Genomic DNA, 25,937 nt, shown 5'->3' on the forward strand with positions numbered 1-25,937 from the left:
CCACCGATTACAACGAAAACGATTTAGAAGAAACCAGCAACAGAGTTATCAACCTCAATAAAGGGGATACTCAAAATGCTGAGTTGCGTTTAATGTTTGGCCGACAAGCCAACAAGGTTAGAGGCAGTTTTATTGTTAATGGTAATTCAATAAAAAGAGATATTCGTGGTCGTCAAGATTACTTAGCCGCGTCGTTTAATGTGCAAGTACCAATTTGGTCTTCATTCGACATGGTGGTTAACGGTGAAAAAAGCCGAAACTCCATCGCGAATAATAACTTTGACTCCTCTAGTTTAGACAATGAATATTATGGTGCTGGTTTAGCTTGGCGTTTTGGCAAGCGTTCGTTTGCGGCGGTCACTATAAATAAAGATTCAAAAGGGCAGTCTCAGTTTAACGACAGTGGAGACTTTGATGATACTTTTGTTGGCTATCGAGTTGTGTTTGAGCCAAGTAAACGTACTTTATTAAGTTATCAAAATAGTCGTCGATTTTATGGTGAGTCGCATAACTTTTCTTACCGAAAAACCGGTAATAATTGGGACATCAATGTTGGTTATAGCGAAGACTTAGGCAGTACATCGCGTTTAGTAAATGAGGCGGTTTCTGCAGGCGTTTATAGTTGTAATCCGGCACTGACATTCCGAGAAGCTTGTATTCCCTTATCTGGTTTCCCTGAGATACCTAACCCTAGCCGAGTTTACTTTGAGTTTTTTGACAACAACTATTTAATACAAGAAGTGTTAACTTTGAGTAAAGCGGTAAATGCGCAAATTACTTATAAAGGCAAAAAGAGCACGTTAACCTTGTCTTATAGCAAGGGCACCCAAGAGTTTTTAGAACTTCAAAATGAAGCCTTTGGCAGTGAGCAGGACAGTGAGCAATGGTCAGTTTCGTTTAACCACAGAATGTCTCGTCGTACTTCATTTGTTACTTCTGTGAATGAGACTAACGTAACTTCAAATGGTACAAGTGGCAATAGAGAAGGCTTTCAAGCAAGCATAGGTTTGGAACGTAGGTTAACGCGAAAAGCGACGGGGAAATTGAACATCCGCCGTTTTGATAACGACGGAAATTCAGGAACTCAAAATCGAAAGGATACTCGGTTGGAATTGCAGTATACCTATCAATTTTAGTGAGCGTGTGAGTTAAAGTTTAGGCCATTAGTGTGCTCTGAGCCATTATTTTTTGTTTCTTCTTGCTGTAACTCTTCAATTGGAATTTCTGCGTCAATTACGTTTTTAATGAAGTACCAAGTATAAAAAACCATTAAGCCCAATGTTAAGGCTAAAATTCCAAAGCTCATCCATAACACTGGATCACTCATAAAGTCGCGAAACATTGATTCAAGATTAAAGTCAGTAAACATAATATTATCTCCTAATTGGTATGCTTATACTTTAGGCTTCGCAGTACTTTCTTATATGATCTAGATCACACTTTTTTAGCAACAAAATCCCAACCGATTCAACTATTGATATAGATCATGTTTTTGACTGTCTCAATCTACCGGACGAACCGTTTACATCGATACGATATAGTGTATCATTGCTTCAGTTGATTAATTATAAGAGAAGTTTACTGTGTCATTTAGAAAGTTACTTTTATCTGCAGCGTCTGTTGCCAGTGCGTTAGTAGTGAGCTCAGCGCTTGCTGCCCATAATATTGAAGGTGTTGTTACCGACGGCAAAGGAAAGCCAATTTCCAATGCTAAAATTTCAGTTCACGGTAGCACTATTGTTCTTAAAACAGATGCCAATGGTCGCTTTAAAGTGATGGAGCAAGTGCAACATGCTGACGAACTGCATGTGGTTGCAGCGGGTTATAACCATGCCTCAGTAGACTTATCTGAACAAACAAGCCTTTACAATATTGTGTTGTCTCCGGCACTTATTGAACGTATTGACGTTACCGCTACGCCTTTGCATGGCTCAACATTAGAGTCTGCTACGCCAATTACTGTGCTGAGCGACGAAGAGTTAAAAAATAAACACGCGTCCACTTTAGGCGAAACGCTGAAAGGCGAGTTAGGTGTTCATTCTTCTTACTACGGCCCTGTTAGTAGCACACCAATTATTAGAGGCCTTGATGGCCCACGTGTATTAATAGCGCAAAACGGTTTAGATGTAGGCGATGCATCTAGAGTTGGTCCAGATCACGTAGTGTCTACAGAAACCAGTACCGTTAAACAAATTGAAGTGTTACGCGGTCCTGCAACTTTATTTTATGGCAGTGGTGCTATTGGCGGCGTTGTAAATGTTGTTGATAATCGTGTTCCTAAAGCAATGGAAGAAAGCGCTGAAGTTCAACTGTCTTTTGGCGATGTAGCTGATGAGTCTGAGTTTTCTTTTGCAGTAAACACAGGCATTGAAAATGCGATTGGTAGTAATGATATTGCCTTGCACGCTGATGGTTTTTATCGCGACAGCAGCGACTATAAAGTTCCAGGCAACCCTGAGTTACATGACGAGCATGATGAAGACCATGACGAACACGAAGAAGACCATGATGATCATGACGATGACCATGATGAGCACGAAGAAGAACATGATGACCACGATGACCACGATGAGGATCATGACGAGCATGAGGAAGTACACGGCTCACAACTGCTAGAAAATAGTGCTTCTCGCTCAAAAGGTTTTAACGTAGGCGCAAGCTTACTACTTGATAATGGTTTTGTTGGTATTTCTGTTGGTTACCTTGACCGCCTATACGGCATTCCTGGTCACGCCCATGCGCATGGCGAAGAGCATGATGAAGATCACGACGAGCATGAAGAAGACCACGATGAGCATGACGAGCACGAAGAACACGACGAGCATGCCGAAGAAGGGTATGTGATGGGTGATATGCGCCAAACCCGTGTTCAGATTGCCAGTGAGTTTAGTATTGCAAACTCTTGGGTTACGGGCATCAATACAAGGTTTGGTATTACAAATTATCAACACCAAGAGTTAGAGTTTGATGAATTTGGTGACTCAGAAGTGGGCACGCAGTTTAACAATGACGCTTGGGAATTACGCAGTGATTTATTACTCGCGGATATTAATGATTGGCACGGTGCATTAACGTTCGACATTAAGTCCTCTGACTTTGAAGCCATAGGTGAAGAAGCATTTACACCACCTTCAGAAACAAAATCATATGCCATTGGTTTGTTGGAAGAAAAGCATTTTGACGATGTGTTAGTTCAATTAGGCGCAAGAGCGGAAAATGTTTCAATTGATTCAGACTTACATTCTTTTGAATTCACGCCAGTAAGTTTGTCAGCTGGTTTGGTTTATGACTTTACCAGTGGATACAACTTTGCAGCGTCTTATACGCACTCTTCTAGAGCGCCATCTGCCGCTGAATTACTGTCTTACGGTGCACATATAGGCACTAACTCTTTTGAAATTGGTGCTATTTATAGCTCAGTTGATGGCAGCACAACGTATAACGAGTCTGCTATTGAAGAAGAAACGTCGAACAATATTGAGTTGAGCTTAAGAAAGTTTGAAGGCAATACTGGTTTTGTAATTAACGCGTTTTACAACGAAGTTGATGACTTTTACTACCAGGCCAATACGGGCGTAACTATTGATGAGTTAAACACGTACAAATACGAGGCTCGTAACGCTGAGTTTTACGGTGTTGAAGCACAATGGGTTTGGCAGGCGTCAAGCGACTTAAAAGTAACGCTGCAAGCGGATAGTATCAACGGTAAGTTGTCATCTGGCGAATATTTACCAAGAATTCCACCAGTACGTTTAGGCACTACGTTTAACTATGAAATGGAAAATACGGCGTTAGAGTTAAGTGTTATGCACAACTTTGAGCAGGATAAGGTAGCTGAATTAGAAACGGCAACCGATGCTTATACAATGGTAGACGTAAAAGTTAATCATTACATGACGGTGAATAACATAGACATGACAGTATTTGCGAAAATTAATAACGTATTTGATGAGGAAGCAAGAGTTCATACTAGCTTCCTTAAAAACGATACTTTATTGCCTAGCAGAGCATTTGTATTAGGATTCAGAGCTGCGTTTTAGTAGCGACTGATACCTTGCCCAGTTGTGAGGTGCGGCGATGTTAGATTGATACTCTGCCGCATCTCTATTCATCATATCGCAAAGTAAACTTTGCTCTTGTTGTTCAAATAGAAGCTCAGCCTCTAATAAGTGATGTCGAATATCTTCATACTTATGGATCTGGGCTTTTTGCTGTTTAAAGGTTTCTCGACTGACTCTAATAGTTTGGGTAAATTTTCGAGAAAATACACTGATTTGGTTATGCAACAAATCTAGTTCGGTATCACTAATCTGTATGGATAAATCGTCGCAGTATAAGCAGAACAGCGCCATGTTTACGTTGCCATCATAGCTATTTTGCCAACTAAGTAACTCGTTTTGAAGTTCGTCTTGTTGATAGCTGGTAATGCTAAAGTGCCATAATTCTGCTGGCTCAATTAGATTCGTCATATTCACTCCTCATCACTTCCATTTGCTCTTCATATTCAAACCATTCCATCTCAATGTCGTCAAGCTCGCTTTTTAAGCTTGCTTGTTCGCTAAGTAATTGGTTTAAATCTGACTTTCTTGATTCGGTATAAAGTTCTGTATCGCCCATCGCTTCTTCAATTTCGCCCAATCGTTTGGTCATTTTTTCTTGCTGCAACACTAACTTATCGGCTTTTTTCTTTATTGGTGATAGGGCTTTTCTTAACTCAGCTTCTTTGCGTTTTTGGTCTTTTTTGGCCATTGCAGAGTTAGCTTTGTCGTTTACCTCTTCTTTGTTTTGATTAGCCAGACGTTCTTGGTCTAAAAGCCAAGTATGGTAGTCATCTAAGTCGCCGTCAAATGGCGCTACTTGACCGCTGTCTACTAAGTAAAGATCGTCGCAGGTAGACTTTAATAAGTGACGGTCATGGGCAATAAGTATCATGGCGCCTTCAAAACCCTGCAGCGCGATAGCCAGCGCTTGACGCATTTCTATGTCTAAGTGGTTAGTTGGTTCGTCGAGCAGTAATAAGTTTGGTTTTTGGAAAACAATAAGGGCTAAAACTAAGCGTGCTTTTTCGCCACCAGAAAAGTTATCAATTTTGTCTAATGCTTGGTCGCCATTAAAACCGTAACCGCCGAGGTAGTCTCTGGCCATTTGCTCTGTCATGGTATTGTCTAGTGCCTGAACATGATCGGCAGGGCTTTGGCCTAATATTAATGTGTCTAATTGGTGCTGTGCAAAGTAGCCAATTCGTAAGTGTTTACTATGTTCAAATTCACCCGATAATGGCGGCAAGTCACGTGACAGTGTTTTTATTAGCGTGGATTTACCCGCACCATTTCGACCCAACAAACCAATGCGACTGCCAGGCACTAGGTTCATTCTAATTTTTGACAAAATTGCCGTATCGCCATAACCCGCAGCCACTTGATCCATTTTTATAATAGGATTTGGGATATTGGTTGCAGGTCTAAATTCAAAATGAAATTGCGAATCAACATGCGCCGGGGCAATCTTTTCCATTCGTTCTAACATTTTCACACGGCTTTGCGCTTGTTTGGCTTTGGTGGCCTGCGCTTTAAATCGGTCGATAAACGACTGAATATGTTTAATTTCAGTTTGTTGCTTTTCGAAGGTAGCTTGTTGTTGCGCTAGTTTTTCAGCACGTTGTGTTTCAAAGGTCGAATAGTTGCCGGTATAGCTATTTAGGCTGTTGTTCTCAACATGCAAAATGCCCTGACATATGTTGTCGATAAAGTCTCTGTCGTGAGAAATAAGTAAAATGGTGCCTTCGTATCGGTTGAGCCATTTTTCCAACCAAATAACCGCATCTAAGTCCAAGTGGTTGGTTGGTTCGTCGAGCAGTAAACAGTCACTGTCTATCATTAGAGCTTGCGCTAAGTTAAGGCGCATTCGCCAACCACCGGAAAAGCTTTTAACTGGACGCTTTTGAGCTTCTGCATCAAAACCCAAGCCGTTAAGCATTTCGCCAGCACGAGCTGGAATGGTGTAGGCATTGATGGTTTCTAAGTCATGATGTATTTGCGCAATTTCATGACCATTATTGTCTTGTTCTGCTTTTGCTAGTGCATTTTGTAATTTGCAGTATTTTTCATGACCGTCAATAACATACTCTAGTGCCGACTTGTCTAAGCCAGGCGTTTCTTGTTTTACCCAGGCAAGTTGCCATGCTTTTGGGTAAGAAATTTCACCACCGTCGTTGGATAGTTCACCGCGGATCATATTAAATAGCGTTGACTTACCACAGCCGTTTGCACCAACAATACCTATTTTATGGCCTGGATAAATGGTGGCAGAGGCTTGTTGAAAAAGAACTTTATTGCCAAGTTGTAAGTCAAGTTGTGAAATTTGCAGCATAGAGAAAGTAAGGTTCCTAAAAAATTAACCATAGAATGGTATATCTTGCGTAACAAAACGTATACCCAAAGGGCGTGTTTTTTGTTTAAATACCGCGTCCTTCCGGTTATGGAAGTTGAATTTAGTTTTGGGTAGAAAAATGACACAAAAGAAAAAGCGTTTTATTGCAGGTGCAACGTGTCCTGAATGCAAAAGCATGGATACCATGATGTTGTTTATTGAGAACAACGTTGAAAAAGTTGAGTGTAAATCTTGTGGTCACCAAATGACTCAACCAGAAGGTGCTGTTCAAGGCGCAACCAGACAATTTGAACAAGTCATTGGTGTGTTTACGCCTGAAGACTAACTTTATGGCTAGCGTTGAATAATTTATTACTGATCAGTAAATTTATTAGTGCTTAGTAATGTGGTGGTGGCGTTTCTTCCGACTGGTCCGCTACCGCAGAGCCTTTATCTTGGCTAAACTTTTGCGCAAGCAATTCTATTTGTCTTTTAAGCGTCGCCTGCGACAAGTTCAGTGCAGTGATCTCAGCATTGAGCTGATCAATCGTATCTTCTTGAAACGATATTTGGCTTTCTAATGACTCAACTCGAGTAGTTAATTCTTGAAGTTTATCTGTGCTCACGAGCAATGTCCCATATTTCACTTAACCCAGCTGAGCTTTCGCTGATTACTTGGGTTTCATTATTTATAAAGCTGGCACTATACACTACCGCGCTTTGAGGGCGTGAGCCTTTCCTTGGTGTAACGTGCCATTGTTGCAGTTGTTTGCCTGTTTTTACATCCCACAGCGTTAATTGACGTGTAGGTGCGCCGGTTAATAACCACTTTCCATTTTCACTAAAGCGCGCACTTGAGAATATTTCTTGGCGATTAATAAAGTCGAGATTTGAAATAGCATTACCGGTTTTTAAGTCCCATATTCGAGCTTGTTTTTTACTGTCTGCGGTAAAGGCGTAACGCGCTTTTGGATCTAACGCGACGTGAATAACACGGCTGCTGTGTCTAAATTTATGCACCACTTGTCCGCTTGTCGTATCCCACAAGTAAGCAGCTTGGTCGCTTGAACCAGTGAGTACATACTTACCATTAGGCGACATATCAATACTGTTTATTGCGTTGTTTATTTGTATTGCTTCGCCATTTTCATCAAGTAAGTCACGTTGATGGCCAAGGAATTCTAAACGACGACCGCTTTCTAAGGTGATGTGCGTAACCATGCCGTTGCTTTTACCAATAACAATGCTGTTACCGTTGTCAGAAACATCTACGGCTCTAATTGTCCCTAACATCATGCATTGTTCGCCGTTGCTCTCATTTACATTGATGCACTTGGTTCTGTCTAACACGGTTATTTGCGATGCTTTAGGCTCATCGGACGCTGGGTTATTTCGATTCACCCAAGCATTTGATGTGTCGTCTTTATTAACTTGAACTTTTGACTTTCGGGCTTGCCAAAAACCTGTGTTTTCGCCGGTGCTAATGTCCCACAAAGAGAAGTTATGTTTATCGGCGAGCACAGCATGTGAGTCATTGTCGGCAATGGCAATGGCAAAAATAACGTTGCTGTTGCTCATAATTGAGGTGCTTTCGCCCTCGTCAAAGGTAAGAGGCTGTTGCTCTATGTCATGCGACCATTGATATTTTGCACCGTTAGCATTGAGATCCCACAAAGCTACCCCATGATATAAGGTAGAGACAACGGAGTATTGACCAGAATTTGAAATACTGGCCGCAAACGCGCCCGATTGAGCGTGCTCAAACTGTTGCTTAGGTTTGTCACCTGCTGGTTGGCAACCACTTATTAACGTAGTCGCGATAATTACCATTGATGAAAAAAGATTTTTAACTCTCAAATTTAACCTCTATCTATTGGTCGCTGGTTTTTAGAGCGTTTTGGGGTTTTTCTTTACATTGATACTCGCTAGTATAGGCTACAACGAATTGAAAACTGTAGCATTAGATTTATAAGAATAATGGAGAGAACATGAATAAAGCAGTAAAAATAACTGCAATTGCAGCAGCAGTAGCGCTTTTAGGCGCGTGTGGTAATGCAGAGAAAGCTCAAGTTAAAGTTGAGACTGATGCTGACAAACAGAGTTATGCACTTGGTGCGTCTATGGGTCGTTATTTAAATAACAACTTAGAGAAAAACGGCGAGATTGGTATTGAGCTTAAGAAAGATTTGATTTTAGGCGGTATTGAAGACGCTCTATCTGACAAAGTTCAACTAAGCGACGAAGAAATTGAAACGGTTATGAATGCACTAGAAGCAGACGTTCGTAAACGTGGTATGGAGCGTCAAAAAGAATTAACTGAAGCGGCGAAGTCAGAAGGTACGGCGTTTTTAGCTGAAAATGCAAAACGTAGTGAAGTAACTGTAACTGAGTCTGGTCTTCAGTATGAAGTATTACAAGAAGCGGAAGGCGAGAAGCCAGCTGCTGCTGATACGGTTACTGTTCATTATCACGGTACACTAATTGACGGTACTGTTTTTGACTCTTCTGTTGATCGTGGCGAGCAAATCAGCTTTGCACTTAATCGTGTTATCCCTGGTTGGACTGAAGGTCTTCAGTACATGAGCAAAGGTTCTAAGTACAAGTTCTACATTCCATCTGATCTAGGTTACGGCGCACGTGCAGCGGGTTCTATTCCAGCACATTCAGCGCTTATTTTTGAAGTTGAATTATTTGATATTCAAAAAGCACCTGCAGCACCTGCAACTGAGTAATTAATCATTGCGATTGCAGTTTGAACAAAGATAATAAGGCGCATTAAGCGCCTTTTTTTATGCCTACTGGTAAAGCGGTAACTCGGTTATCCGGTTATCAATAATACGCTCAAGAACTTTATATTGCGCGGAGTGCTTATTGCCCAGTTCTTGTTGGAATTGTGTTGCTGACAAACCTTCTGGTAATTTGTTTATTTGCGGGAAAAATACCGCTTCTTCTTTTATGCCAGCTAACATTTGCTGAGCTTGTCTTGCTTTTTGTTCGCTGTAAACCACAAACTGACTAAAGCTGAGTCCGGCTTTATCAGCTGCAAGGTCTGCAAAACTATAACCACTGCCACCTTCGTTTGCATCATACAGTTCTTTTATTTCGCCAATGTTTAGCCCTATTTGTTTACCACCTAATTGTTCAAGAATGGCTGAGTATAAAAAGTGCAAACTTAAGTCTTGGCGCGTTCGTAGAACGGGCGTTTGATTTGGCTTTATAGTGCTAGGCATTGATAATCCGGCTATTTTTGCGAAACGACGATTACCAAAATAAGTGGCCAGTGCCCAGAGGGCGTGACGGTTTTCACGAAACCGCACTTAACGAAGGCTGAGCTATCATGTTGCTTCTGGCTTTTTCAAATAATAGGCCAATGAAGTAGGCAAGCTGATTGCTGTTATTTTTGTTATTTTCCAGCACGCTTATATATTCGTAAAACTTATCAGTATTAAACTTGGCGCCAACGGCAAAATCCGTGGCTTGTTGTTTGATTGAGTTTAAAGACTCTCTTACTTTGGTGATTAACAGAGGAGGCCTACTGGCGCTTAATGCTAATGCATTAGGCTGAATACTAAATTGTTCAAATAGATGCTGAGCAAGCTGCGCAGAGTCACTAGGTAAGTAATGTTTTAACGCGCCAAATAATAATGGTTCAGCAATAAACTGCGGGATTGGAATACTGCCTAATTTACAGTGCTCTACGGAAAACTTTGAATCTTGTTGTGACATTGAACAGTAGGCGTTGATATAAAAGTCTTGCTGCTGAACTTTAAATAGCTGACTTAGGTTATAACTGACTGCGGTAGTATAAGTTTGAGCTGAAATATAGTTTTCAAAATTGGCATTGTTAATCGTATGAGCGGCTAAATCTGACAGAGCGTCCAGTTCAGTTTGATACAAAACTATGTTGATATGATCAGACTCTTTTTTAAGCTCAGTTAATAGACGCTGTAGAGAGTGCTTTGCTGCCGCAACTTGAATAGGTGTTAATGTTTGGTTAGTGAGTGTGATGGGTTTTAATGAAATTGCTGCGATAACAATGAGCAATACAAAAAAAACGCAAACGCTAAACAGTTTAAGCAAGAACTTCATTTTAAGCGCAATTATCCTTTAATGAGTATTGCCTGTATTTTACGTTACTAGGTTAATAATAAATAGCTTTGTATCGCCCCAATTATAGATTGAGGCAGGGTTTACAAATTAACCTTGGTTTAGCTATGTTTACTGTAAAGAATATGAATAAGTTCGTCTTCAAATTCCATGCGTTGTTCTAATGTTTTGCCTAACTCAGATAGGTCATAGTCAAAGGTTGTTAATTCTTGATCTGAAGGCAAGTTGGCGTACTTGTCATTAAAATCAACAAGCGAGTCAGTCGTTTCTGTAATTAACGGGTACACTCTTTCTGCTAGCTCGGCGCTGTTTTTGCCATGCTCAGAACATTGTTTAACAATATTATCGTAAATTTCAAAGTGGCCAGCCGATAGGTAATCGATCATTATTTGGCAAAAGTTAGTGATGGCTGCGTGATCAGGAAGCGAGTTTTTATTTGACTCAAAAGGTGGAAGACCCGCTAGCTGACAATATTTCACAAGCAAGTCTTGTCGTTCCGCTAACCATGAGTCGATAGCCGTGTTAGCGCCGCCATATTTTTGTTCTGATTGTTCCTGCCGAATTAACATTATTCGTCTTCCTCTTTGAAAGTACTGTTGTTTTCCGTATGTTATTCAAAATTATAAGACATAAATTTAGATTTAGCATAACGAAAGTTCGATGTTTCGGTTTACACTAGTATTCATTGGTTTTTAACCGCGAAGGAACAATGATGATTCAACACAGTATTCCATTTTCAACAGAATTAGAAGGCTGGTGGTGCGTTATTTCAAGTCACCAAATTTATTTGCCAGCACCAAGAAACAAAATTCCTTTTGGGCGGCTTGATGATCTTGCTATAAATCTAACTAAGCCAGAGGTTGTTCACAAAATTGGTGAGTATGAAGGTGAGCCTGTTTACACCATTAGCTTTGATGAAATAGCACAGGCTAGTCAAGAAGAACAGCTTGATGAGTTTGTTGGTCTTAGGAATGTATTGTTTGAGCAAAACGAGCTTTTTGAATTTGCGGCTAGGGCCTATCAAGTTCAGTTATTTTTAAAGACTCATCAATACTGTGGGCAGTGTGGCGGCCCTATGAAAATTATTGACTGGGAATTAGCGACGCAGTGCGATCCATGTAAGCACCGCTGTTACCCTCGCATTTCGCCCGTTATCATTGTTGCTATTCGCAAAGGCTCAAAGATTTTGTTAGCTAAACATACACGCACGGCGTCAACCTTGTTTAGTGTATTGGCAGGTTTTGTAGAAAGCGGAGAAACATTAGAGCAAGCGGTTCATCGCGAAGTGATGGAAGAAGTGGGTATTAAAGTTAAAAATATCAAATATGTGAAAAGTCAGCCTTGGCCTTTTCCTCATTCGTTGATGTGTGGTTTTGTTGCTGAGTATGACTCAGGCGAATTAAATATTTGTGATGACGAGATTGCGGAAGCAGATTGGTTTGAATTTAACGACTTGCCACAGATTCCGCCAGCAAAAACCATATCAGGCCAGCTTATTGAATTTACAAAGAAGTTAGTAAGAAGGTAGCAGAAAAGAAAAAACCACTCCTAAGAGTGGCCGAATTTTTCTAGCGCGTGAGCTCATTTAAATGAGTTTTATTATGGTTTTTCTTGAGCGCAAGGTAGTTATAGCACCAGCAAGATCAGTGTGCAAGAAATAACCTATGATTGATTTAGAATAAAAAAATGAATTTTTATACACTTTCATTCTATGGAGACAATCCGTGCATTCTGGTAGAATCCCGCCTAGAAAATTTAGCGTTAACCTCTATGGTTAATAAACTCGTTGAGTTGTAGTAGATAGTTGCTATTCAGTTTAAAAGAGAATAATTAATGTCAGAATTAAAGAACGATCGTTATTTACGTGCCTTAATGCAAGAGCCTGTAGACAGAACACCAGTATGGATGATGCGCCAAGCGGGACGCTATTTACCTGAGTACAGAGCGACTCGTGCTGTGGCTGGCGACTTTATGTCTTTGTGTAAAAACGCAGAGCTAGCATGTGAAGTTACTATGCAACCGTTGCGTCGTTACCCGTTAGATGCGGCTATTCTGTTTTCTGACATTTTAACCATTCCTGATGCAATGGGTTTAGGCCTTTATTTTGAAACAGGCGAAGGCCCACGTTTTAAAAACCCAATTCGTTCAAAGGCGGACATTGATAAGTTACCAATTCCAGATCCAGAAGGTGAATTACAATATGTAATGAATGCCGTTCGTACTATTCGTAAAGAATTAAACGGATCAGTACCTTTAATTGGTTTTTCTGGTAGTCCTTGGACACTGGCGACGTACATGGTTGAGGGGAGCGGTACTAAAACCTTCTCTAAAGTAAAAGGCATGATGTATTCAGAGCCTAAGATGATGCACCAATTACTTGATAAAGTAGCGGATTCAGTAACAAGCTATTTGAATGCTCAGATTGCTGCAGGTGCGCAATCGGTTATGATTTTTGATACTTGGGGTGGTGTATTAACGCCACGTGACTACGAAGAGTTTTCCCTAAACTATATGAGCAAAATCATTGATGGTTTAACACGTGAAAATGAAGGCCGTAAAGTGCCAGTGACGCTATTTACTAAAAATGGCGGTCAGTGGTTAGAAAAAATGGCAGCAACGGGTTGTGATGCGTTAGGTTTAGACTGGACGATCAATATTGCTGAAGCACGTGATCGTGTAGGTAGTAAGGTTGCACTTCAAGGTAACATGGACCCTTCAATGTTATACGCAACGCCAGATCGTATTCGCCAAGAAGTACAAACCATTCTTGCTGATTACGGTGACAAAGGCACGGGCCACGTATTTAACTTAGGTCACGGTATTACACCTGAAGTGACACCTGAAAATGCTGGTGCATTTATTAATGCCGTTGTGGATTACAGCCCTAAATATCACAAATAAACTAGATCTGTAACAAGTAAAAAAATTCACTAGCAAGTTAACAATAAGTAGCTTGCTACCTTTGTTTGTAATGTGATTGCAGATGATACAGATACAAAAAAAGCGCTTTGGATTAAACCTTAGCGCTTTTTTATTGCATAAAATTAAGTTTAGAACAGTCGGTTCAAACCATTAAGAGCTGCTACTCGGTACGCTTCTGCCATTGTTGGGTAGTTAAACGTAGTATGAATAAAGTACTCAATGGTATTGGCTTTGCCTTTTTGCTGCATTATGGCTTGGCCAATGTGAATGATTTCTGCAGCTTGCTCACCAAAACAGTGGATGCCAAGAATTTCTTTAGTATCACAATGGAATAGAATTTTTAAGCCACCAACTGGTGTTGCACCAATTTGAGCACGAGCCAGGTGTTTAAATGACGAACGGCCTACTTCATATGGAATTTTAGCGGCAGTTAGCTCTTGTTCTGTTTTACCGACTGAAGACATTTCAGGAATAGTATAAATACCCGTTGGGATATCTTCAATTAACTGTCCCTCAGTTGGTAGGTTAAGCATATACTCTGCTGCAATTCGACCTTGGTCATAAGCGGCACTCGCTAAGCTTGGGTAACCAATAACATCACCTACTGCAAATACGTTGTCTGCTGATGTTTTGTATGTTGAATCTACCGCTAAACAACCGCGTGAATTAGCTTCTAAGTTCACAGATGGAAGATTTAGTGAATCAGTATTACCCGTTCTACCATTAGCGAATAAAATACAATCGGCTTTCATGCGCTTGCCAGATTTCAGTGTCATGATCACACCGTCTTCTTGAGCGTCAATTTTGTCATACTCTTCGCCGTGACGAATAACGATACCGCTATTCCAGAAGTGGTAGCTTAGTGAGTCTGTCATTTCAGCATCCATGAACGACAATAAGCGATCACGGGTGTTGATCAAGTCAACTTTACAGCCTAAACCACGGAATATTGAAGCATACTCACAACCAATTACACCCGCACCATAGATAATGATATTTTTTGGTTGGTGCTTAAGCGACAAAATAGTATCTGAGTCATAAACACGAGGGTGTTTAAAGTCTACATCTACAGGATTATATGGGCGAGAACCGGTCGCGATAACAAAGTTTTCTGCAGTTAAGTGCTCAACAGAGCCATCAAGCATTACAATTTTCAGTGTGTTTTTGTCTACAAACGACGCGGTGCCATGAATGATGTCTACTTCGTTACGGTTATAAAAGCCGCCGCGTAATCTAACTTGGTCACGTATTACTTTTGTGGTGTGCTCTAAAATATTCTCAAATGTTAAAGACGCTGCTTTTTCGCTTTTGTTAAATAGCGGGTTGCTATTGTATTCAATTAGGCGACTAACAGAATGACGAAGGGCTTTAGAAGGGATTGTTCCCCAGTGAGTACAACCACCACCAACTTGTGTGTGCTTTTCGATAACAGCAACGCGTTTACCTGCTTTAGTCAGGTTCATTGCTGCACCTTCACCACCAGGGCCAGTACCAATTACAATCGTGTCGTAATCAAACGATTGTGGTTTTTTATCTACTTGGTTTTTTTGTTTTTTATTGCTCACAAATACACCCTTGTCGCTTCAACATAAAAGGAATGATGTTCAATCATCTAATTCTTGTAAGTTTAACAAAGAATTAAAACTTAGAGAATTATTCATTTTAGTAAAAGTTTTGTATTTATGTAGGTATTTTAACGTCAATAAGCCTATTTAAGCGGGAAGTTCATTTATTAATGCCTGCCACTGTTGTTGACGTTGATTTATATTGGTCTTTAAAAGTTCGTAATTTGTTTTCAGTTCTGCAAGTGCGGCGTCAGATATAGCCTGTTTCTTAGCTGCTAAGTATGTTCCCTTTATCTCCACGAAATGCTTAAACTCTTCAACAAGATGCTGATACTCTTCTTCTAATTGGCTTAATACCTCGGATTTACCCGGCAAATTTAATAAAGCCTGTTTTGCTCTTTGTTTTTGCATTTTCCACTTGGCCGCTTTTATTTTTTCTTCAGGCACGGTACGTAGGTTTGACGTTAGGCCAATAACATTCATTGCTTTGATAAACCATTTAGTTGGATCGAAATGCCACCAACGAATGCCATTTCTATAATCGTTTTCAAATATGTGATGATAATTGTGATAACCCTCGCCATAGGTGATGAAGGCAAGGAGGCCGTTGTCTTTAGCCGTATTTTTATCTGTGTACGGCTGTTTGCCCCAAATGTGAGCCAGAGAATTGATAAAGAATGTAAAGTGGTGGCTTAATACCAGTCGTAATACACCTACCGTTAATAACATACCCCAGATGTCGTTATAAATAACGCCTAAAAGAATAGGAATACCAAAGTTCAGCGCCAACGCTAATACTAAGTAGTATTTGTGCTGCCACATAACTATCTTGTTCTTCTGTAAATCACGACAGTTGCTATAGTCGTTGTATCGTTCTGGCTGGTAGCTTCGTAACATCCAACCAATATGGCTAAACCAAAAGCCTTTTTTAGCTGAGTAGGGGTCTTTATCATTTTGGTCAACAAACTTATGATGTATTCTGTGATCAGAAGACCAATGTAATGCGCTGTTTTGTAATGCAAATGCACCGCCTAATGCTAATACAAACTGAATAGCTGGGTGTGCTTTGTAAGTTCTGTGTGACCATAGTCTATGGTATCCAACAGTAATAGACATACCTGCAAAACCTAGCGCAACAATAGTGGCAACAAGGTGTTCGGTTTGATAACCAAAATGGTAGCCATATAAAGGAACACCTATAATCGCAATTAGAAATGTAGATAAAAAGATGAGGACGTTGGTCCAGATAATAGGTGGTTTTGACATTATTAATACTCGGCATACATGTGTACGCAGAGTTTAGAATACTGGCAGATAAAATCAATAACAGAGTTGAATAGACACTAAAGTGCGAACATTCAGAATTTAGGTAACGTATGACAACAACAAATGGTCAAGAACTAGTGAGAACCAGAGCTCAACAAAAAGAGCAAACTCGACGAGCAATTGTTGATGCTGCGTTTAGGATGTTAAGTCCTGATCAAAGTTTTGCGAATTTAAGTTTGCGAGAAGTTGCACGGGAAGCCGGGATCGCACCGACCTCTTTTTATCGCCACTTTAAAGATATGGATGAGTTAGGTTTAACGCTGGTGGATGAAGCCGGTTTAATGCTCAGACAATTAATGCGTCAAGCTCGTGCTCGTATTGATAAAGGCAAAGGCAGTGTAGTGCAAACTTCAATTTCTACCTTCATGGAGTTTGTGGAAATTAATGGCAATGAGTTTAGGCTTTTACTTCGTGAGCGTTCCGGTACTTCTAAGGCATTTAGGTTGGCGGTAAACCGAGAAATTCAGCACTTTGTTGAAGAGTTAACGGAATACATTCAAACCAAAACAAATTCGAATCATCAAGACGCATTATATGAAGCTGATGCTTTGGTGACGATTGTATTTAATGCAGGCGCAGAAGCATTAGATTTAAGCCAGGAAAAGCGAGAATTATTGTCAATAAAAGTGGTTCGCCAAATGCGTTTTATTGCAAAAGGCTCTGAATCCATGCGACACGTGAAAAAATAGACGCCTGGTTTTACGTTTAATTCCATTTGATTAAAAATAGAGATGATTAGAAGCAAAGCCAGTCAGGATAAGGCTTTCAAAGATGTGACACCTCACTGTCATATTGTGACACTAACCACAGACATATGACAAAACGTATGACTGTCCTGTTGGTGTCGTCACAGGTTTAGGAAATATTTGTTTTACTGAGTCCCACATTGAGTAACACAAATACATTAAGGATTTTGAAAATGACTTCGGAAAAAGATAATAACAATAGTGTAGAGAAGCTGTCGGGAATGACTCTGCTTTCAGACGGTTTTAGGTTTGAATTTAAAATTGATGGCCATGAAGTTGAAGCTTGGGGTTCAGGTAAATCGGGAAAAGAGTCGGTTACATTTGATGGCACTTTAGTATCAGAAAAGCGTAGTTTAAGACGAAAGTCAGTACATTCCTTTGAGCATCAAGGCGTATTGTTTGAGGTTGAGTTTAATATGGTAAACATGCTGAAATCAGAATTACACTGCTCACTAATTAAAGACGGTGTACATGTAGAAACTCGAAAAGTGATGCCAAAAGCGACCTCTTCTAAAAGTGAATTTATTAAAGGCTTCATTACTTCGTTTGCCGTTGGCGGAGTATGCGGGTTTGTTGGCATGTTAATAATCTTACAATTTTTTGATAAGTAACTCTGGGGGTTTAAAATGGATATAAATGCAGAGTTAATCAAAACAAAAAGAACGAGTCAGAGCTGGACTCAACAACATTTAGCAGATGCTTGCGGCGTAAGTTTACGAACCATTCAGCGTGTTGAGCGTTATGGCAATGCATCAAATGAAACTGTGATGGCGCTGGCTTCTGTTTTTGAAATTCAACAAGCAGACATTATTGTGCCAGAAACACCAGTGATTGAGATGGAGCTGGTAACAGATGAAAACAGCAAAAAATTAGAAAAAATAATACAGTTCATATTCACTCTATCCTCTGGAATTATGATTGGAGCAGCGTTAGTAGTGTTTTTTACTAAGGATGTAGTATGAAACAGTTAATAAACAGTAAAGAGTATAAATCTGTATGGGATGAGCCTGGCGTTTTGCCATTGGCGACCATTGTAGGGGCAGCTTATTTGTTTGGATTAGGTGTTTCAATTGGCAGCGCTTTGGGTAAGTTTTTAGCATAAGCAAAATTAAGGATTAGATATGTTTAGTAAAGAGCTTGTATTTAATGTGAAAGGTAAAGAAGTTCGTGTTTGCAACAACTGGATAAGAGGCATTAAGCTTTATTTAGATGGAGACTTTAAAGACGAAGATAAAAGGTTATTTGCGTTTTCAGGTAAAACGCTATTAAGCGCAAATTTAGGCGAGGGTGTTATTTTAGAGGTTGTGCCTGTGTCTGCTACCTTTACCGTTGAGATGGATGCATATTTGCGAGAAGGTCAAACAAGAACATTAGCTTATAGCTCTTATCAGAGGTTGTCGTTAAAAGAACAGCGAGCTGTTGGAGATGCAGCGTAAAGCTTTTTAATTAAAGCATCATTATTACAGTACTAAGCTAAAGCGTTAGGTTGAAATATGTTTTCGAGAAGAGCCCACCAAGCATAATCACTTTGGCGGGCTTTTTTTATCGATGGTTAAGGCGAAGACTAAGAGGCGAACTAAGACTTAGAGGCGAACTAAGACTTAGAGGCCTACTAAGACTTAGCCGTAAGAACAACGCCGCATTCTAAATGATCGGTATATGGGAATTGATCAAACACAGCAAACTTTGAAACTTCGTGTGTTTTACTAAACTCTAATAAGTTGTCGTGCAGAGTATTAGGGTTACATGATATATAAATGATGGTTTCATATTGTTGTACCATTTTAACCGTGTCATCGTCTAAACCGGCTCTTGGTGGATCAACTAATATTGTATTGCAGTTATAACTCTTTAAGTCGATACCTTCTAATCGATTAAATGTACGTACGCCATTCATCGCCTCGGTAAAGTCTTCCGCTGACATTCTTATAATATCAACGTTATCTATTTTGTTTGCCTCTATATTATATTGAGCCGCTTGAACTGAGGTTTTAGATATCTCGGTAGCTAATACACGATCAAACTTATCGGCTAATGCGAGTGAGAAGTTACCTGCACCACAATAAAGCTCTAATAGATCGCCAGTATATGGCTTTGCGTTTTTAGCCCACGTTAACATGTCTTCGCATAACTTGGCGTTTGGCTGGGTAAAGCTGTTTTCTACCTGCTTATATATGTATGGTTTACCGTCAACTTTAAGTTCTTCTATTAAATAGTCCCTATCTAGAATAACTTTTTGTTTACGCGCTCGGCCTACAAAATCAATTTTATACTTTTTAGATAGGCTTTCTTTTAGCGCTTTACACGCTTCGATCCATTCATCGTCAAGTTGCTTGTGATATAGCAAGCTTACTAATACTTCACCTGTTAGCGTTGATAGGTAGTCTATTTGGAATAGCTTACGTCTTAAGATCTCGTTAGGTCTCAGCGCATCCATGATATCAACCATGACGTTATTAATTAATTCACTTGCTGGTGGGAAGTGATCAATGCGGATCTTTTCTTTGGTCTCTTTATCAAACATGATGTGAAACAGATCGTCACCGTCGTGCCAAACTCGAAACTCTGAACGCATACGGTAGTGCAATGTTGGAGACTTATACACATCTATAGAAGGAATAGAGAACTGCTTAAACTGTTCATTAACTAAGTTGATCTTATTATCTAATAAAGAGTCGTATTGTTCTGGTTGGATCGAGCTTAAAGGCATAGTAGTGGATTCACAATAATGGACATAATGATGCATTTTACTCAAAAATTGACTAAAACACTAAATTTGGCAATAAAAAGGCCGCATAAGCGACCTTTTTCTATTAGATAAGTGTTATTTACTTGTCATTTGCTAAACGTACTTTAAGCATACGTTCTTGAAACTCAAAGTCATTTAAAGTATCGATCACTTTCTGGCTATCTGCTGCTGCGATCTCAACAAAACCGAAACCACGACGTTTGCCTGTTTGCTTATCTCTTAATAAGCGCACAGAGAATACTGTACCGTACTCACTGAAAAGTTCACGAACACTTCCTTCGTTTGCACGATAAGGAAGGTTACCTACGTATAAAGTTGTTGTGTTTGCTGCTTGCTCTTCAGAAGAGCCAGTAAATGAACCAGCTAGGCCAGCTACTACTGCACCTATTGCAAACGCTGCTGCTGCAGGGACTGCAGAGCCAACAAAATGAAAAAGAACCGCACCGATAACTGCTACTACTATAGACGGTACGAATACCGAAGAATTAAAAGACATATTCCATACTCTCAAAAAAGATTTAAAAAACATAAATGTAAACACGTGATCGTTCACGTACCGCCTATACTATTACCTACAGAAGGATTTACAAGTTATTTCTTGTTCATAATTTAACAGAATGATCCAAAAAATATCCAGATCGAACAAGAACTGTTCAAACGATCTAAAAAGATCGGATTTATTGCAATTAGCACTTGCGCTGAAACGAAAAGTCTCTAAAATGCGTCCTCGTTGTCAGGGAGACATCAAACGGCTTGAAACGTTAAGTGAAGGTGGTTTGATTGGACTCAAAACGGTTTAGAAAACTTTCTCAAAACATTGAAAAAGATTTACTAAAAACGTTGACAACGAATTAGGGAAGTGTAGAATGCGCATCCCGGTTGAGACAGAGTCGAGACCAAGAGCAGAAAGGCTCTAAACGTTCTTTAACAATTTGTAATTAATTATTTGTGTGGGCACTCCGATGAGTAGTAACAAAACACACTAAGGTTCTTCTTCGGAAGGCAGCTTAGTACTTGTAACTATCAATTGAGTGTCTGAACGAAATTTATTTGAACAGAATTCAATGGGTAGCGATTAAACTTTTAAGTGAAGAGTTTGATCATGGCTCAGATTGAACGCTGGCGGCAGGCCTAACACATGCAAGTCGAACGGTAACAGAACTAGCTTGCTAGTTGCTGACGAGTGGCGGACGGGTGAGTAATGCTTGGGAATTTGCCTTTAGGTGGGGGACAACAGTTGGAAACGACTGCTAATACCGCATGATAGCTACGGCTCAAAGGGGGCTTCGGCTCCCGCCTTTAGAGAAGCCCAAGTGGGATTAGGTAGTTGGTGAGGTAAAGGCTCACCAAGCCCACGATCCCTAGCTGGTCTGAGAGGATGATCAGCCACACTGGAACTGAGACACGGTCCAGACTCCTACGGGAGGCAGCAGTGGGGAATATTGCACAATGGGCGAAAGCCTGATGCAGCCATGCCGCGTGTGTGAAGAAGGCCTTCGGGTTGTAAAGCACTTTCAGCGAGGAGGAAAGCTTAGTCGTTAATACCGGCTAGGTGTGACGTTACTCGCAGAAGAAGCACCGGCTAACTCCGTGCCAGCAGCCGCGGTAATACGGAGGGTGCGAGCGTTAATCGGAATTACTGGGCGTAAAGCGTACGCAGGCGGCCATTTAAGTCAGATGTGAAAGCCCCGGGCTCAACCTGGGAACTGCATTTGAAACTGGATGGCTAGAGTGCGACAGAGGGTGGTAGAATTTCAGGTGTAGCGGTGAAATGCGTAGAGATCTGAAGGAATACCAATGGCGAAGGCAGCCACCTGGGTCGACACTGACGCTCATGTACGAAAGCGTGGGTAGCAAACAGGATTAGATACCCTGGTAGTCCACGCCGTAAACGATGTCTACTAGCAGTTTGGAGCTTAAGCTCTGTCTTGCGCAGCTAACGCATTAAGTAGACCGCCTGGGGAGTACGGCCGCAAGGTTAAAACTCAAATGAATTGACGGGGGCCCGCACAAGCGGTGGAGCATGTGGTTTAATTCGATGCAACGCGAAGAACCTTACCATCTCTTGACATCCAGAGAATTTAGCAGAGACGCTTTAGTGCCTTCGGGAACTCTGAGACAGGTGCTGCATGGCTGTCGTCAGCTCGTGTTGTGAAATGTTGGGTTAAGTCCCGCAACGAGCGCAACCCTTATCCTTAGTTGCCAGCACGTAATGGTGGGAACTCTAAGGAGACTGCCGGTGACAAACCGGAGGAAGGTGGGGACGACGTCAAGTCATCATGGCCCTTACGAGATGGGCTACACACGTGCTACAATGGCAAGTACAAAGGGTTGCAAACTCGCGAGAGTAAGCGGATCCCATAAAGCTTGTCGTAGTCCGGATTGGAGTCTGCAACTCGACTCCATGAAGTCGGAATCGCTAGTAATCGTGGATCAGAATGCCACGGTGAATACGTTCCCGGGCCTTGTACACACCGCCCGTCACACCATGGGAGTGGGCTGCAAAAGAAGTGGATAGCTTAACCTTCGGGAGGGCGTTCACCACTTTGTGGTTCATGACTGGGGTGAAGTCGTAACAAGGTAGCCGTAGGGGAACCTGCGGCTGGATCACCTCCTTATATACGAAGTTACACCTTCGAAGTGTTCACACAAATAATTAATTACGAATAATGAGCGAGAAAGCTGCAAGCTGTTAGCTGCATTCGAGAGTTTGTAGCATAAACGATAGGCCTGTAGCTCAGCTGGTTAGAGCGCACCCTGATAAGGGTGAGGTCGGCAGTTCAAGTCTGCCCAGGCCTACCAAAATCTCACCTGACTGCGTTATTTCGTTACTTGTTTAGATAGTCTAAACGGCGTAACAAAATGCCTTGTCAAATGTGATTTGGACAATCGTTTTAATGACGTGACTTCAGTATGGGGCTATAGCTCAGCTGGGAGAGCGCTTGATTTGCATTCAAGAGGTCCGCGGTTCGATCCCGCGTAGCTCCACCATACTGACACTCAGTTTCTCGATTCAAAACCCTAAACCATACACATTAGTTAGTGTGCATCGTTTAGAGTTTTTTATAAACTCATGCTCTTTAACAATTTGGAAAGCTGATAAAAAATAAGGTAAACATTATTGTTTATTTATTTGTTATTCAACAACTAAAAAATAATTTTGATTATCACTGTAAGAGAAAACTCAAGCGTTATTTATGTCAGGTTCTTGGCCTTATACAAGTCAAGTAACCAATAAATATGACACATAATATACGACTAGAGATGCGAGAGCATTTAAGGTTGTATGGTTAAGTGAATAAGCGTATACGGTGGATGCCTTGGCAATTGGAGGCGATGAAGGACGTGTTAATCTGCGATAAGTCTGGTTAAGGTGATAAAAACCGTTATAAACCAGAATTTCCGAATGGGGAAACCCACCCTTTTTAGGGTATCGTATAGTGAATACATAGCTATACGAAGCGAACCCGGAGAACTGAAACATCTAAGTACCCGGAGGAAAAGAAATCAACCGAGATTTCCTAAGTAGCGGCGAGCGAACGGGAAACAGCCGAATCAGCATGGTTTAGTGGAATGCTCTGGAAAGTGCAACGATAGTGGGTGATAGTCCCGTACACGACAAGCCATGTTGGACATATTAAGTAGGTCGGAGCACGAGAAACTTTGACTGAAGATAGGGGGACCATCCTCTAAGGCTAAATACTCCCAATTGACCGATAGTGAACCAGTACCGTGAGGGAAAGGCGAAAGAACCCCTGTGAGGGGAGTGAAATAGAACCTGAAACCGTATACGTACAAGCAGTAGGAGCAGACTTGTTCTGTGACTGCGTACCTTTTGTATAATGGGTCAACGACTTATATTTTGTAGCAAGGTTAACCGAATAGGGGAGCCGTAGGGAAACCGAGTCTTAACTGGGCGAATAAGTTGCAAGGTATAGACCCGAAACCCGGTGATCTAGCCATGGGCAGGTTGAAGGTTGAGTAACATCAACTGGAGGACCGAACCCACTAACGTTGAAAAGTTAGGGGATGACCTGTGGCTAGGAGTGAAAGGCTAATCAAACCGGGAGATAGCTGGTTCTCCCCGAAATCTATTTAGGTAGAGCCTCGGACGAATACTTACGGGGGTAGAGCACTGTTTGGGCTAGGGGGCCATCCCGGCTTACCAACCCCATGCAAACTCCGAATACCGTAAAGTAATATCCGGGAGACACACGGCGGGTGCTAACGTTCGTCGTGGAGAGGGAAACAACCCAGACCGCCAGCTAAGGTCCCAAAGTTTATGCTAAGTGGGAAACGATGTGGGAAGGCTTAGACAGCTAGGAGGTTGGCTTAGAAGCAGCCACCCTTTAAAGAAAGCGTAATAGCTCACTAGTCGAGTCGGCCTGCGCGGAAGATGTAACGGGGCTAAGCATAACACCGAAGCTGCGGTAGCGAATTTATTCGCTAGGTAGGGGAGCGTTCTGTAAGTGGTTGAAGGTGGATTGAGAAGTCTGCTGGACATATCAGAAGTGCGAATGTTGACATGAGTAACGATAATGGGGGTGAAAAACCCCCACGCCGAAAGACCAAGGGTTTCCTATCCCATGCTAATCAGGGTAGGGTAAGTCGGCCCCTAAGGCGAGGCAGAAATGCGTAGTCGATGGGAAACAGATTAATATTCTGTACTTTTAATCATTGCGATGGGGGGACGGAGAAGGCTAGGGAGCACGGCGATGGTTGCCGTGTGAAAGTGTGTAGGAGGCTGCTTAGGTAAATCCGGGCGGCTAATACTGAGACACGAGGACGAGTCACTAAGGTGATGAAGTCATTGATGCCATACTTCAGGAAAAGCCTCTAAGCTTCAGATGTTAAGAACGTACCCCAACCGACACAGGTGGTCAGGTAGAGAATACTAAGGCGCTTGAGAGAACTCGGGTGAAGGAACTAGGCAAAATGGTTACCGTAATTCGGAGAAGGTACGCCCACGTTAGGTGAAGGCACTTGCTGCCGGAGCTGAAGTGGGTCGCAGTGACCTGGTGGCTGCAACTGTTTATTAAAAACACAGCACTGTGCTAAATCGAAAGATGACGTATACGGTGTGACACCTGCCCGGTTGCCGGAAGGTTAATTGATTGGGTTATCTTCGGAGAAGCTCATGATCGAGGCCCGGTCAAACGGCGGCCGTAACTATAACGGTCCTAAGGTAGCGAAATTCCTTGTCGGGTAAGTTCCGACCTGCACGAATGGTGTAATGATGGCACCTGTCTCCACCCGAGACTCAGTGAAATTGAAATCGCAGTGAAGATGCTGTGTACCCGCGGCTAGACGGAAAGACCCCGTGAACCTTTACTACAGCTGACACTGAACATGAACCTACATGTGTAGGATAGTGGGGGCTATGAAACTTGGACGCCAGTTCAGGTGGAGCCATCCTTGAAATACCACCCTTGTATGTTTGATGTTCTAACATGGCCCCTCTCGGGGTTGTGGAAGTGTCTGGTGGGAGTTTGACTGGGGCGGTCTCCTCCCAAAGAGTAACGGAGGAGCACGAAGGTTTGCTAAGTACGGTCGGACATCGTACGGTTAGTGTAATGGTAGAAGCAAGCTTAACTGCGAGACGGACATGTCGAGCAGGTACGAAAGTAGGTCATAGTGATCCGGTGGCTCTGTATGGAAGGGCCATCGCTCAACGGATAAAAGGTACTCGGGGATAACAGGCTGTACCGCCCAAGAGTTCATATCGACGGCGGTGTTTGGCACCTCGATGTCGCTCATCACATCCTGGGGCTGAAGTCGGTCCCAAGGTATGGCTGTTCGCCATTTAAAGTGGTACGAGCTGGGTTTAGAACGTCGTGAGACAGTTCGGTCCCTATCTGCCGTGGGCGTTGGATGATTGAGAGGGGCTGCTCCTAGTACGAGAGGACCGGAGTGGACGACCGCTGGTGTTCGGGTTGTCATGCCAATGGCATGCCGGTAGCTACGTTCGGAATCGATAACCGCTGTGAAAGCATCTAGCGGAAGCGAGCCTCGAGATGAGTCATCCCTGACAGTTAACTGTCCTAAGGGTCGTTGAAGACTACAACGTTGATAGGTAAGTGTGGAGTGCTGTGAGGCATTAAGCTAACTTATACTAATTGCCCGTGAGGCTTAACCATACAACGCTTAAGTGTT

Annotated in this window: 23 protein-coding genes, 2 tRNA genes and 2 rRNA genes; 15 read left to right on the top strand and 12 right to left on the bottom strand. The window is 41.8% G+C overall.

All coding sequences use genetic code 11. From position 1 onward, the window contains the following. The first annotated feature begins 92 nt into the window (after positions 1–92). Positions 93–1,136: a porin family protein gene (locus tag GNP35_RS15080; RefSeq protein WP_155697101.1), complete on the top strand. Its 1,044-nt coding sequence runs from the start codon at positions 93–95 to the stop codon at positions 1,134–1,136. On the opposite strand, the gene GNP35_RS15085 is transcribed toward GNP35_RS15080, so the two are convergent. Next, on the bottom strand, positions 1,133–1,369 hold the full coding sequence (locus tag GNP35_RS15085; protein ID WP_155697102.1) for a DUF3149 domain-containing protein: 237 nt from the start codon (positions 1,367–1,369) through the stop codon (positions 1,133–1,135). The two genes, GNP35_RS15080 and GNP35_RS15085, sit on opposite strands and share 4 nt — an antisense overlap. 214 nt (positions 1,370–1,583) lie before the next feature. On the opposite strand from GNP35_RS15085, the gene GNP35_RS16430 reads away from it, so the two are divergent. Next, positions 1,584–4,040 carry a TonB-dependent receptor gene (locus GNP35_RS16430; RefSeq protein ID WP_330997845.1) on the top strand — a complete coding sequence of 819 codons (2,457 nt, stop codon included), beginning with the start codon at positions 1,584–1,586 and terminating at the stop codon, positions 4,038–4,040. Here GNP35_RS16430 and GNP35_RS15095 read toward each other — a convergent pair. Then, a complete protein-coding gene (locus GNP35_RS15095; protein WP_155697103.1) occupies positions 4,017–4,469 on the bottom strand; it encodes a TIGR02444 family protein in 453 nt (150 codons plus the stop codon). The two genes, GNP35_RS16430 and GNP35_RS15095, sit on opposite strands and share 24 nt — an antisense overlap. After that, positions 4,453–6,369: an ABC transporter ATP-binding protein gene (locus GNP35_RS15100; protein WP_155697104.1), complete on the bottom strand. Its 1,917-nt coding sequence runs from the start codon at positions 6,367–6,369 to the stop codon at positions 4,453–4,455. Before GNP35_RS15100 ends, GNP35_RS15095 begins: the two co-directional genes overlap by 17 nt. 139 nt (positions 6,370–6,508) lie before the next feature. Between GNP35_RS15100 and GNP35_RS15105 the strand changes: the two genes are divergently transcribed. Next, positions 6,509–6,715, top strand: coding sequence for a YheV family putative zinc ribbon protein (locus tag GNP35_RS15105; RefSeq protein ID WP_155697105.1), 207 nt, complete (start codon positions 6,509–6,511; stop codon positions 6,713–6,715). A gap of 52 nt (positions 6,716–6,767) precedes the next feature. Here the strand turns inward: GNP35_RS15105 and GNP35_RS15110 are convergent, their stop codons facing one another. Beyond that, a complete protein-coding gene (locus GNP35_RS15110; RefSeq protein ID WP_196492544.1) occupies positions 6,768–6,995 on the bottom strand; it encodes a SlyX family protein in 228 nt (75 codons plus the stop codon). After that, on the bottom strand, positions 6,982–8,226 hold the full coding sequence (locus tag GNP35_RS15115) for a WD40 repeat domain-containing protein (RefSeq protein ID WP_230961448.1): 1,245 nt from the start codon (positions 8,224–8,226) through the stop codon (positions 6,982–6,984). The genes GNP35_RS15110 and GNP35_RS15115 overlap by 14 nt, the downstream gene beginning before the upstream one ends. 131 nt (positions 8,227–8,357) lie before the next feature. On the opposite strand from GNP35_RS15115, the gene fkpA reads away from it, so the two are divergent. Next, the gene (fkpA, locus tag GNP35_RS15120) at positions 8,358–9,101 is read left to right on the top strand and encodes an FKBP-type peptidyl-prolyl cis-trans isomerase (protein ID WP_155697106.1); all 744 of its coding nucleotides are present in this window, start codon (positions 8,358–8,360) and stop codon (positions 9,099–9,101) included. 63 nt (positions 9,102–9,164) lie between these two features. Here fkpA and GNP35_RS15125 read toward each other — a convergent pair whose 3' ends face one another. From GNP35_RS15125 to rsd, 3 genes are all read right to left on the bottom strand, one after another. Then, on the bottom strand, positions 9,165–9,686 hold the full coding sequence (locus tag GNP35_RS15125; RefSeq protein WP_155697107.1) for a hypothetical protein: 522 nt from the start codon (positions 9,684–9,686) through the stop codon (positions 9,165–9,167). Continuing rightward, positions 9,673–10,458: a hypothetical protein gene (locus GNP35_RS15130; RefSeq protein ID WP_155697108.1), complete on the bottom strand. Its 786-nt coding sequence runs from the start codon at positions 10,456–10,458 to the stop codon at positions 9,673–9,675. The genes GNP35_RS15125 and GNP35_RS15130 overlap by 14 nt, the downstream gene beginning before the upstream one ends. A gap of 119 nt (positions 10,459–10,577) precedes the next feature. Beyond that, positions 10,578–11,045: a sigma D regulator gene (gene rsd, locus GNP35_RS15135; RefSeq protein ID WP_155697109.1), complete on the bottom strand. Its 468-nt coding sequence runs from the start codon at positions 11,043–11,045 to the stop codon at positions 10,578–10,580. 143 nt (positions 11,046–11,188) lie between these two features. On the opposite strand from rsd, the gene nudC reads away from it, so the two are divergent. Both nudC and hemE read left to right on the top strand, forming a co-directional pair. Next, positions 11,189–12,004, top strand: coding sequence for an NAD(+) diphosphatase (gene nudC, locus GNP35_RS15140; RefSeq protein ID WP_155697110.1), 816 nt, complete (start codon positions 11,189–11,191; stop codon positions 12,002–12,004). A 305-nt stretch (positions 12,005–12,309) separates the two neighbouring features. Next, positions 12,310–13,377: a uroporphyrinogen decarboxylase gene (gene hemE, locus GNP35_RS15145; RefSeq protein WP_155697111.1), complete on the top strand. Its 1,068-nt coding sequence runs from the start codon at positions 12,310–12,312 to the stop codon at positions 13,375–13,377. A gap of 149 nt (positions 13,378–13,526) precedes the next feature. Here hemE and sthA read toward each other — a convergent pair whose 3' ends face one another. Further along, positions 13,527–14,963, bottom strand: coding sequence for a Si-specific NAD(P)(+) transhydrogenase (gene sthA, locus GNP35_RS15150; RefSeq protein WP_330997846.1), 1,437 nt, complete (start codon positions 14,961–14,963; stop codon positions 13,527–13,529). A gap of 147 nt (positions 14,964–15,110) precedes the next feature. Then, positions 15,111–16,229: an acyl-CoA desaturase gene (locus tag GNP35_RS15155; protein ID WP_155697112.1), complete on the bottom strand. Its 1,119-nt coding sequence runs from the start codon at positions 16,227–16,229 to the stop codon at positions 15,111–15,113. 110 nt (positions 16,230–16,339) lie between these two features. On the opposite strand from GNP35_RS15155, the gene fabR reads away from it, so the two are divergent. From fabR to GNP35_RS15180, 5 genes are all read left to right on the top strand, one after another. Continuing rightward, positions 16,340–16,978: an HTH-type transcriptional repressor FabR gene (fabR, locus tag GNP35_RS15160; RefSeq protein WP_155697113.1), complete on the top strand. Its 639-nt coding sequence runs from the start codon at positions 16,340–16,342 to the stop codon at positions 16,976–16,978. A 230-nt stretch (positions 16,979–17,208) separates the two neighbouring features. Further along, positions 17,209–17,646 carry a hypothetical protein gene (locus GNP35_RS15165; protein ID WP_155697114.1) on the top strand — a complete coding sequence of 146 codons (438 nt, stop codon included), beginning with the start codon at positions 17,209–17,211 and terminating at the stop codon, positions 17,644–17,646. 15 nt (positions 17,647–17,661) lie between these two features. Next, positions 17,662–17,997: a helix-turn-helix domain-containing protein gene (locus GNP35_RS15170; RefSeq protein ID WP_155697115.1), complete on the top strand. Its 336-nt coding sequence runs from the start codon at positions 17,662–17,664 to the stop codon at positions 17,995–17,997. Further along, positions 17,994–18,137 (top strand): hypothetical protein, encoded by a 144-nt coding sequence (locus GNP35_RS15175; RefSeq protein ID WP_155697116.1) that lies wholly within the window; start codon positions 17,994–17,996, stop codon positions 18,135–18,137. The genes GNP35_RS15170 and GNP35_RS15175 overlap by 4 nt, the downstream gene beginning before the upstream one ends. Before the next feature lie 19 nt (positions 18,138–18,156). Continuing rightward, the gene (locus tag GNP35_RS15180) at positions 18,157–18,471 is read left to right on the top strand and encodes a hypothetical protein (protein ID WP_155697117.1); all 315 of its coding nucleotides are present in this window, start codon (positions 18,157–18,159) and stop codon (positions 18,469–18,471) included. A 176-nt stretch (positions 18,472–18,647) separates the two neighbouring features. Here GNP35_RS15180 and trmA read toward each other — a convergent pair whose 3' ends face one another. After that, positions 18,648–19,745: a tRNA (uridine(54)-C5)-methyltransferase TrmA gene (trmA, locus tag GNP35_RS15185; protein ID WP_155697118.1), complete on the bottom strand. Its 1,098-nt coding sequence runs from the start codon at positions 19,743–19,745 to the stop codon at positions 18,648–18,650. A 118-nt stretch (positions 19,746–19,863) separates the two neighbouring features. Beyond that, entirely contained in the window at positions 19,864–20,280 is a 417-nt protein-coding gene (locus GNP35_RS15190) for an RNA recognition motif domain-containing protein (RefSeq protein ID WP_155697119.1), read from the bottom strand. Between the two features lie 588 nt (positions 20,281–20,868). Here GNP35_RS15190 and GNP35_RS15195 point away from each other — a divergent pair. The 4 genes from GNP35_RS15195 to GNP35_RS15210 all read left to right on the top strand — a co-directional run bounded on the left by GNP35_RS15195 (position 20,869) and on the right by GNP35_RS15210 (position 25,921). Further along, positions 20,869–22,402 (top strand): 16S ribosomal RNA (locus GNP35_RS15195). 108 nt (positions 22,403–22,510) lie between these two features. Then, positions 22,511–22,586, top strand: a tRNA-OTHER gene (locus GNP35_RS15200). A gap of 113 nt (positions 22,587–22,699) precedes the next feature. Next, a tRNA-Ala gene (locus tag GNP35_RS15205) sits at positions 22,700–22,775 on the top strand. Between the two features lie 297 nt (positions 22,776–23,072). After that, positions 23,073–25,921: ribosomal RNA gene (locus GNP35_RS15210) — 23S ribosomal RNA — on the top strand. Together the 16S and 23S rRNA genes with 2 tRNA genes alongside form the textbook arrangement of a ribosomal RNA operon. Positions 25,922–25,937: the final 16 nt, after the last annotated feature.

The sequence above is a fragment of the Psychrosphaera haliotis genome, assembly GCF_009728465.1.
Lineage (GTDB): Bacteria > Pseudomonadota > Gammaproteobacteria > Enterobacterales > Alteromonadaceae > Psychrosphaera > Psychrosphaera haliotis.

Coding starts and splice junctions, on each gene's coding strand:
- GNP35_RS15165 (WP_155697114.1), top strand. CDS start 17,209: ATGACTTCGGAAAAAGATAATAACAATAGTGTAGAGAAGCTGTCGGGA.
- GNP35_RS15085 (WP_155697102.1), bottom strand. CDS start 1,369: ATGTTTACTGACTTTAATCTTGAATCAATGTTTCGCGACTTTATGAGT.
- GNP35_RS15175 (WP_155697116.1), top strand. CDS start 17,994: ATGAAACAGTTAATAAACAGTAAAGAGTATAAATCTGTATGGGATGAG.
- GNP35_RS15100 (WP_155697104.1), bottom strand. CDS start 6,369: ATGCTGCAAATTTCACAACTTGACTTACAACTTGGCAATAAAGTTCTT.
- GNP35_RS15080 (WP_155697101.1), top strand. CDS start 93: ATGTTTGGCCGACAAGCCAACAAGGTTAGAGGCAGTTTTATTGTTAAT.
- GNP35_RS15180 (WP_155697117.1), top strand. CDS start 18,157: ATGTTTAGTAAAGAGCTTGTATTTAATGTGAAAGGTAAAGAAGTTCGT.
- hemE (WP_155697111.1), top strand. CDS start 12,310: ATGTCAGAATTAAAGAACGATCGTTATTTACGTGCCTTAATGCAAGAG.
- nudC (WP_155697110.1), top strand. CDS start 11,189: ATGATTCAACACAGTATTCCATTTTCAACAGAATTAGAAGGCTGGTGG.
- GNP35_RS15095 (WP_155697103.1), bottom strand. CDS start 4,469: ATGACGAATCTAATTGAGCCAGCAGAATTATGGCACTTTAGCATTACC.
- GNP35_RS15155 (WP_155697112.1), bottom strand. CDS start 16,229: ATGTCAAAACCACCTATTATCTGGACCAACGTCCTCATCTTTTTATCT.
- fkpA (WP_155697106.1), top strand. CDS start 8,358: ATGAATAAAGCAGTAAAAATAACTGCAATTGCAGCAGCAGTAGCGCTT.
- GNP35_RS15105 (WP_155697105.1), top strand. CDS start 6,509: ATGACACAAAAGAAAAAGCGTTTTATTGCAGGTGCAACGTGTCCTGAA.
- rsd (WP_155697109.1), bottom strand. CDS start 11,045: ATGTTAATTCGGCAGGAACAATCAGAACAAAAATATGGCGGCGCTAAC.
- GNP35_RS15130 (WP_155697108.1), bottom strand. CDS start 10,458: ATGAAGTTCTTGCTTAAACTGTTTAGCGTTTGCGTTTTTTTTGTATTG.
- trmA (WP_155697118.1), bottom strand. CDS start 19,745: ATGCCTTTAAGCTCGATCCAACCAGAACAATACGACTCTTTATTAGAT.
- fabR (WP_155697113.1), top strand. CDS start 16,340: ATGACAACAACAAATGGTCAAGAACTAGTGAGAACCAGAGCTCAACAA.
- GNP35_RS15190 (WP_155697119.1), bottom strand. CDS start 20,280: ATGTCTTTTAATTCTTCGGTATTCGTACCGTCTATAGTAGTAGCAGTT.
- GNP35_RS15170 (WP_155697115.1), top strand. CDS start 17,662: ATGGATATAAATGCAGAGTTAATCAAAACAAAAAGAACGAGTCAGAGC.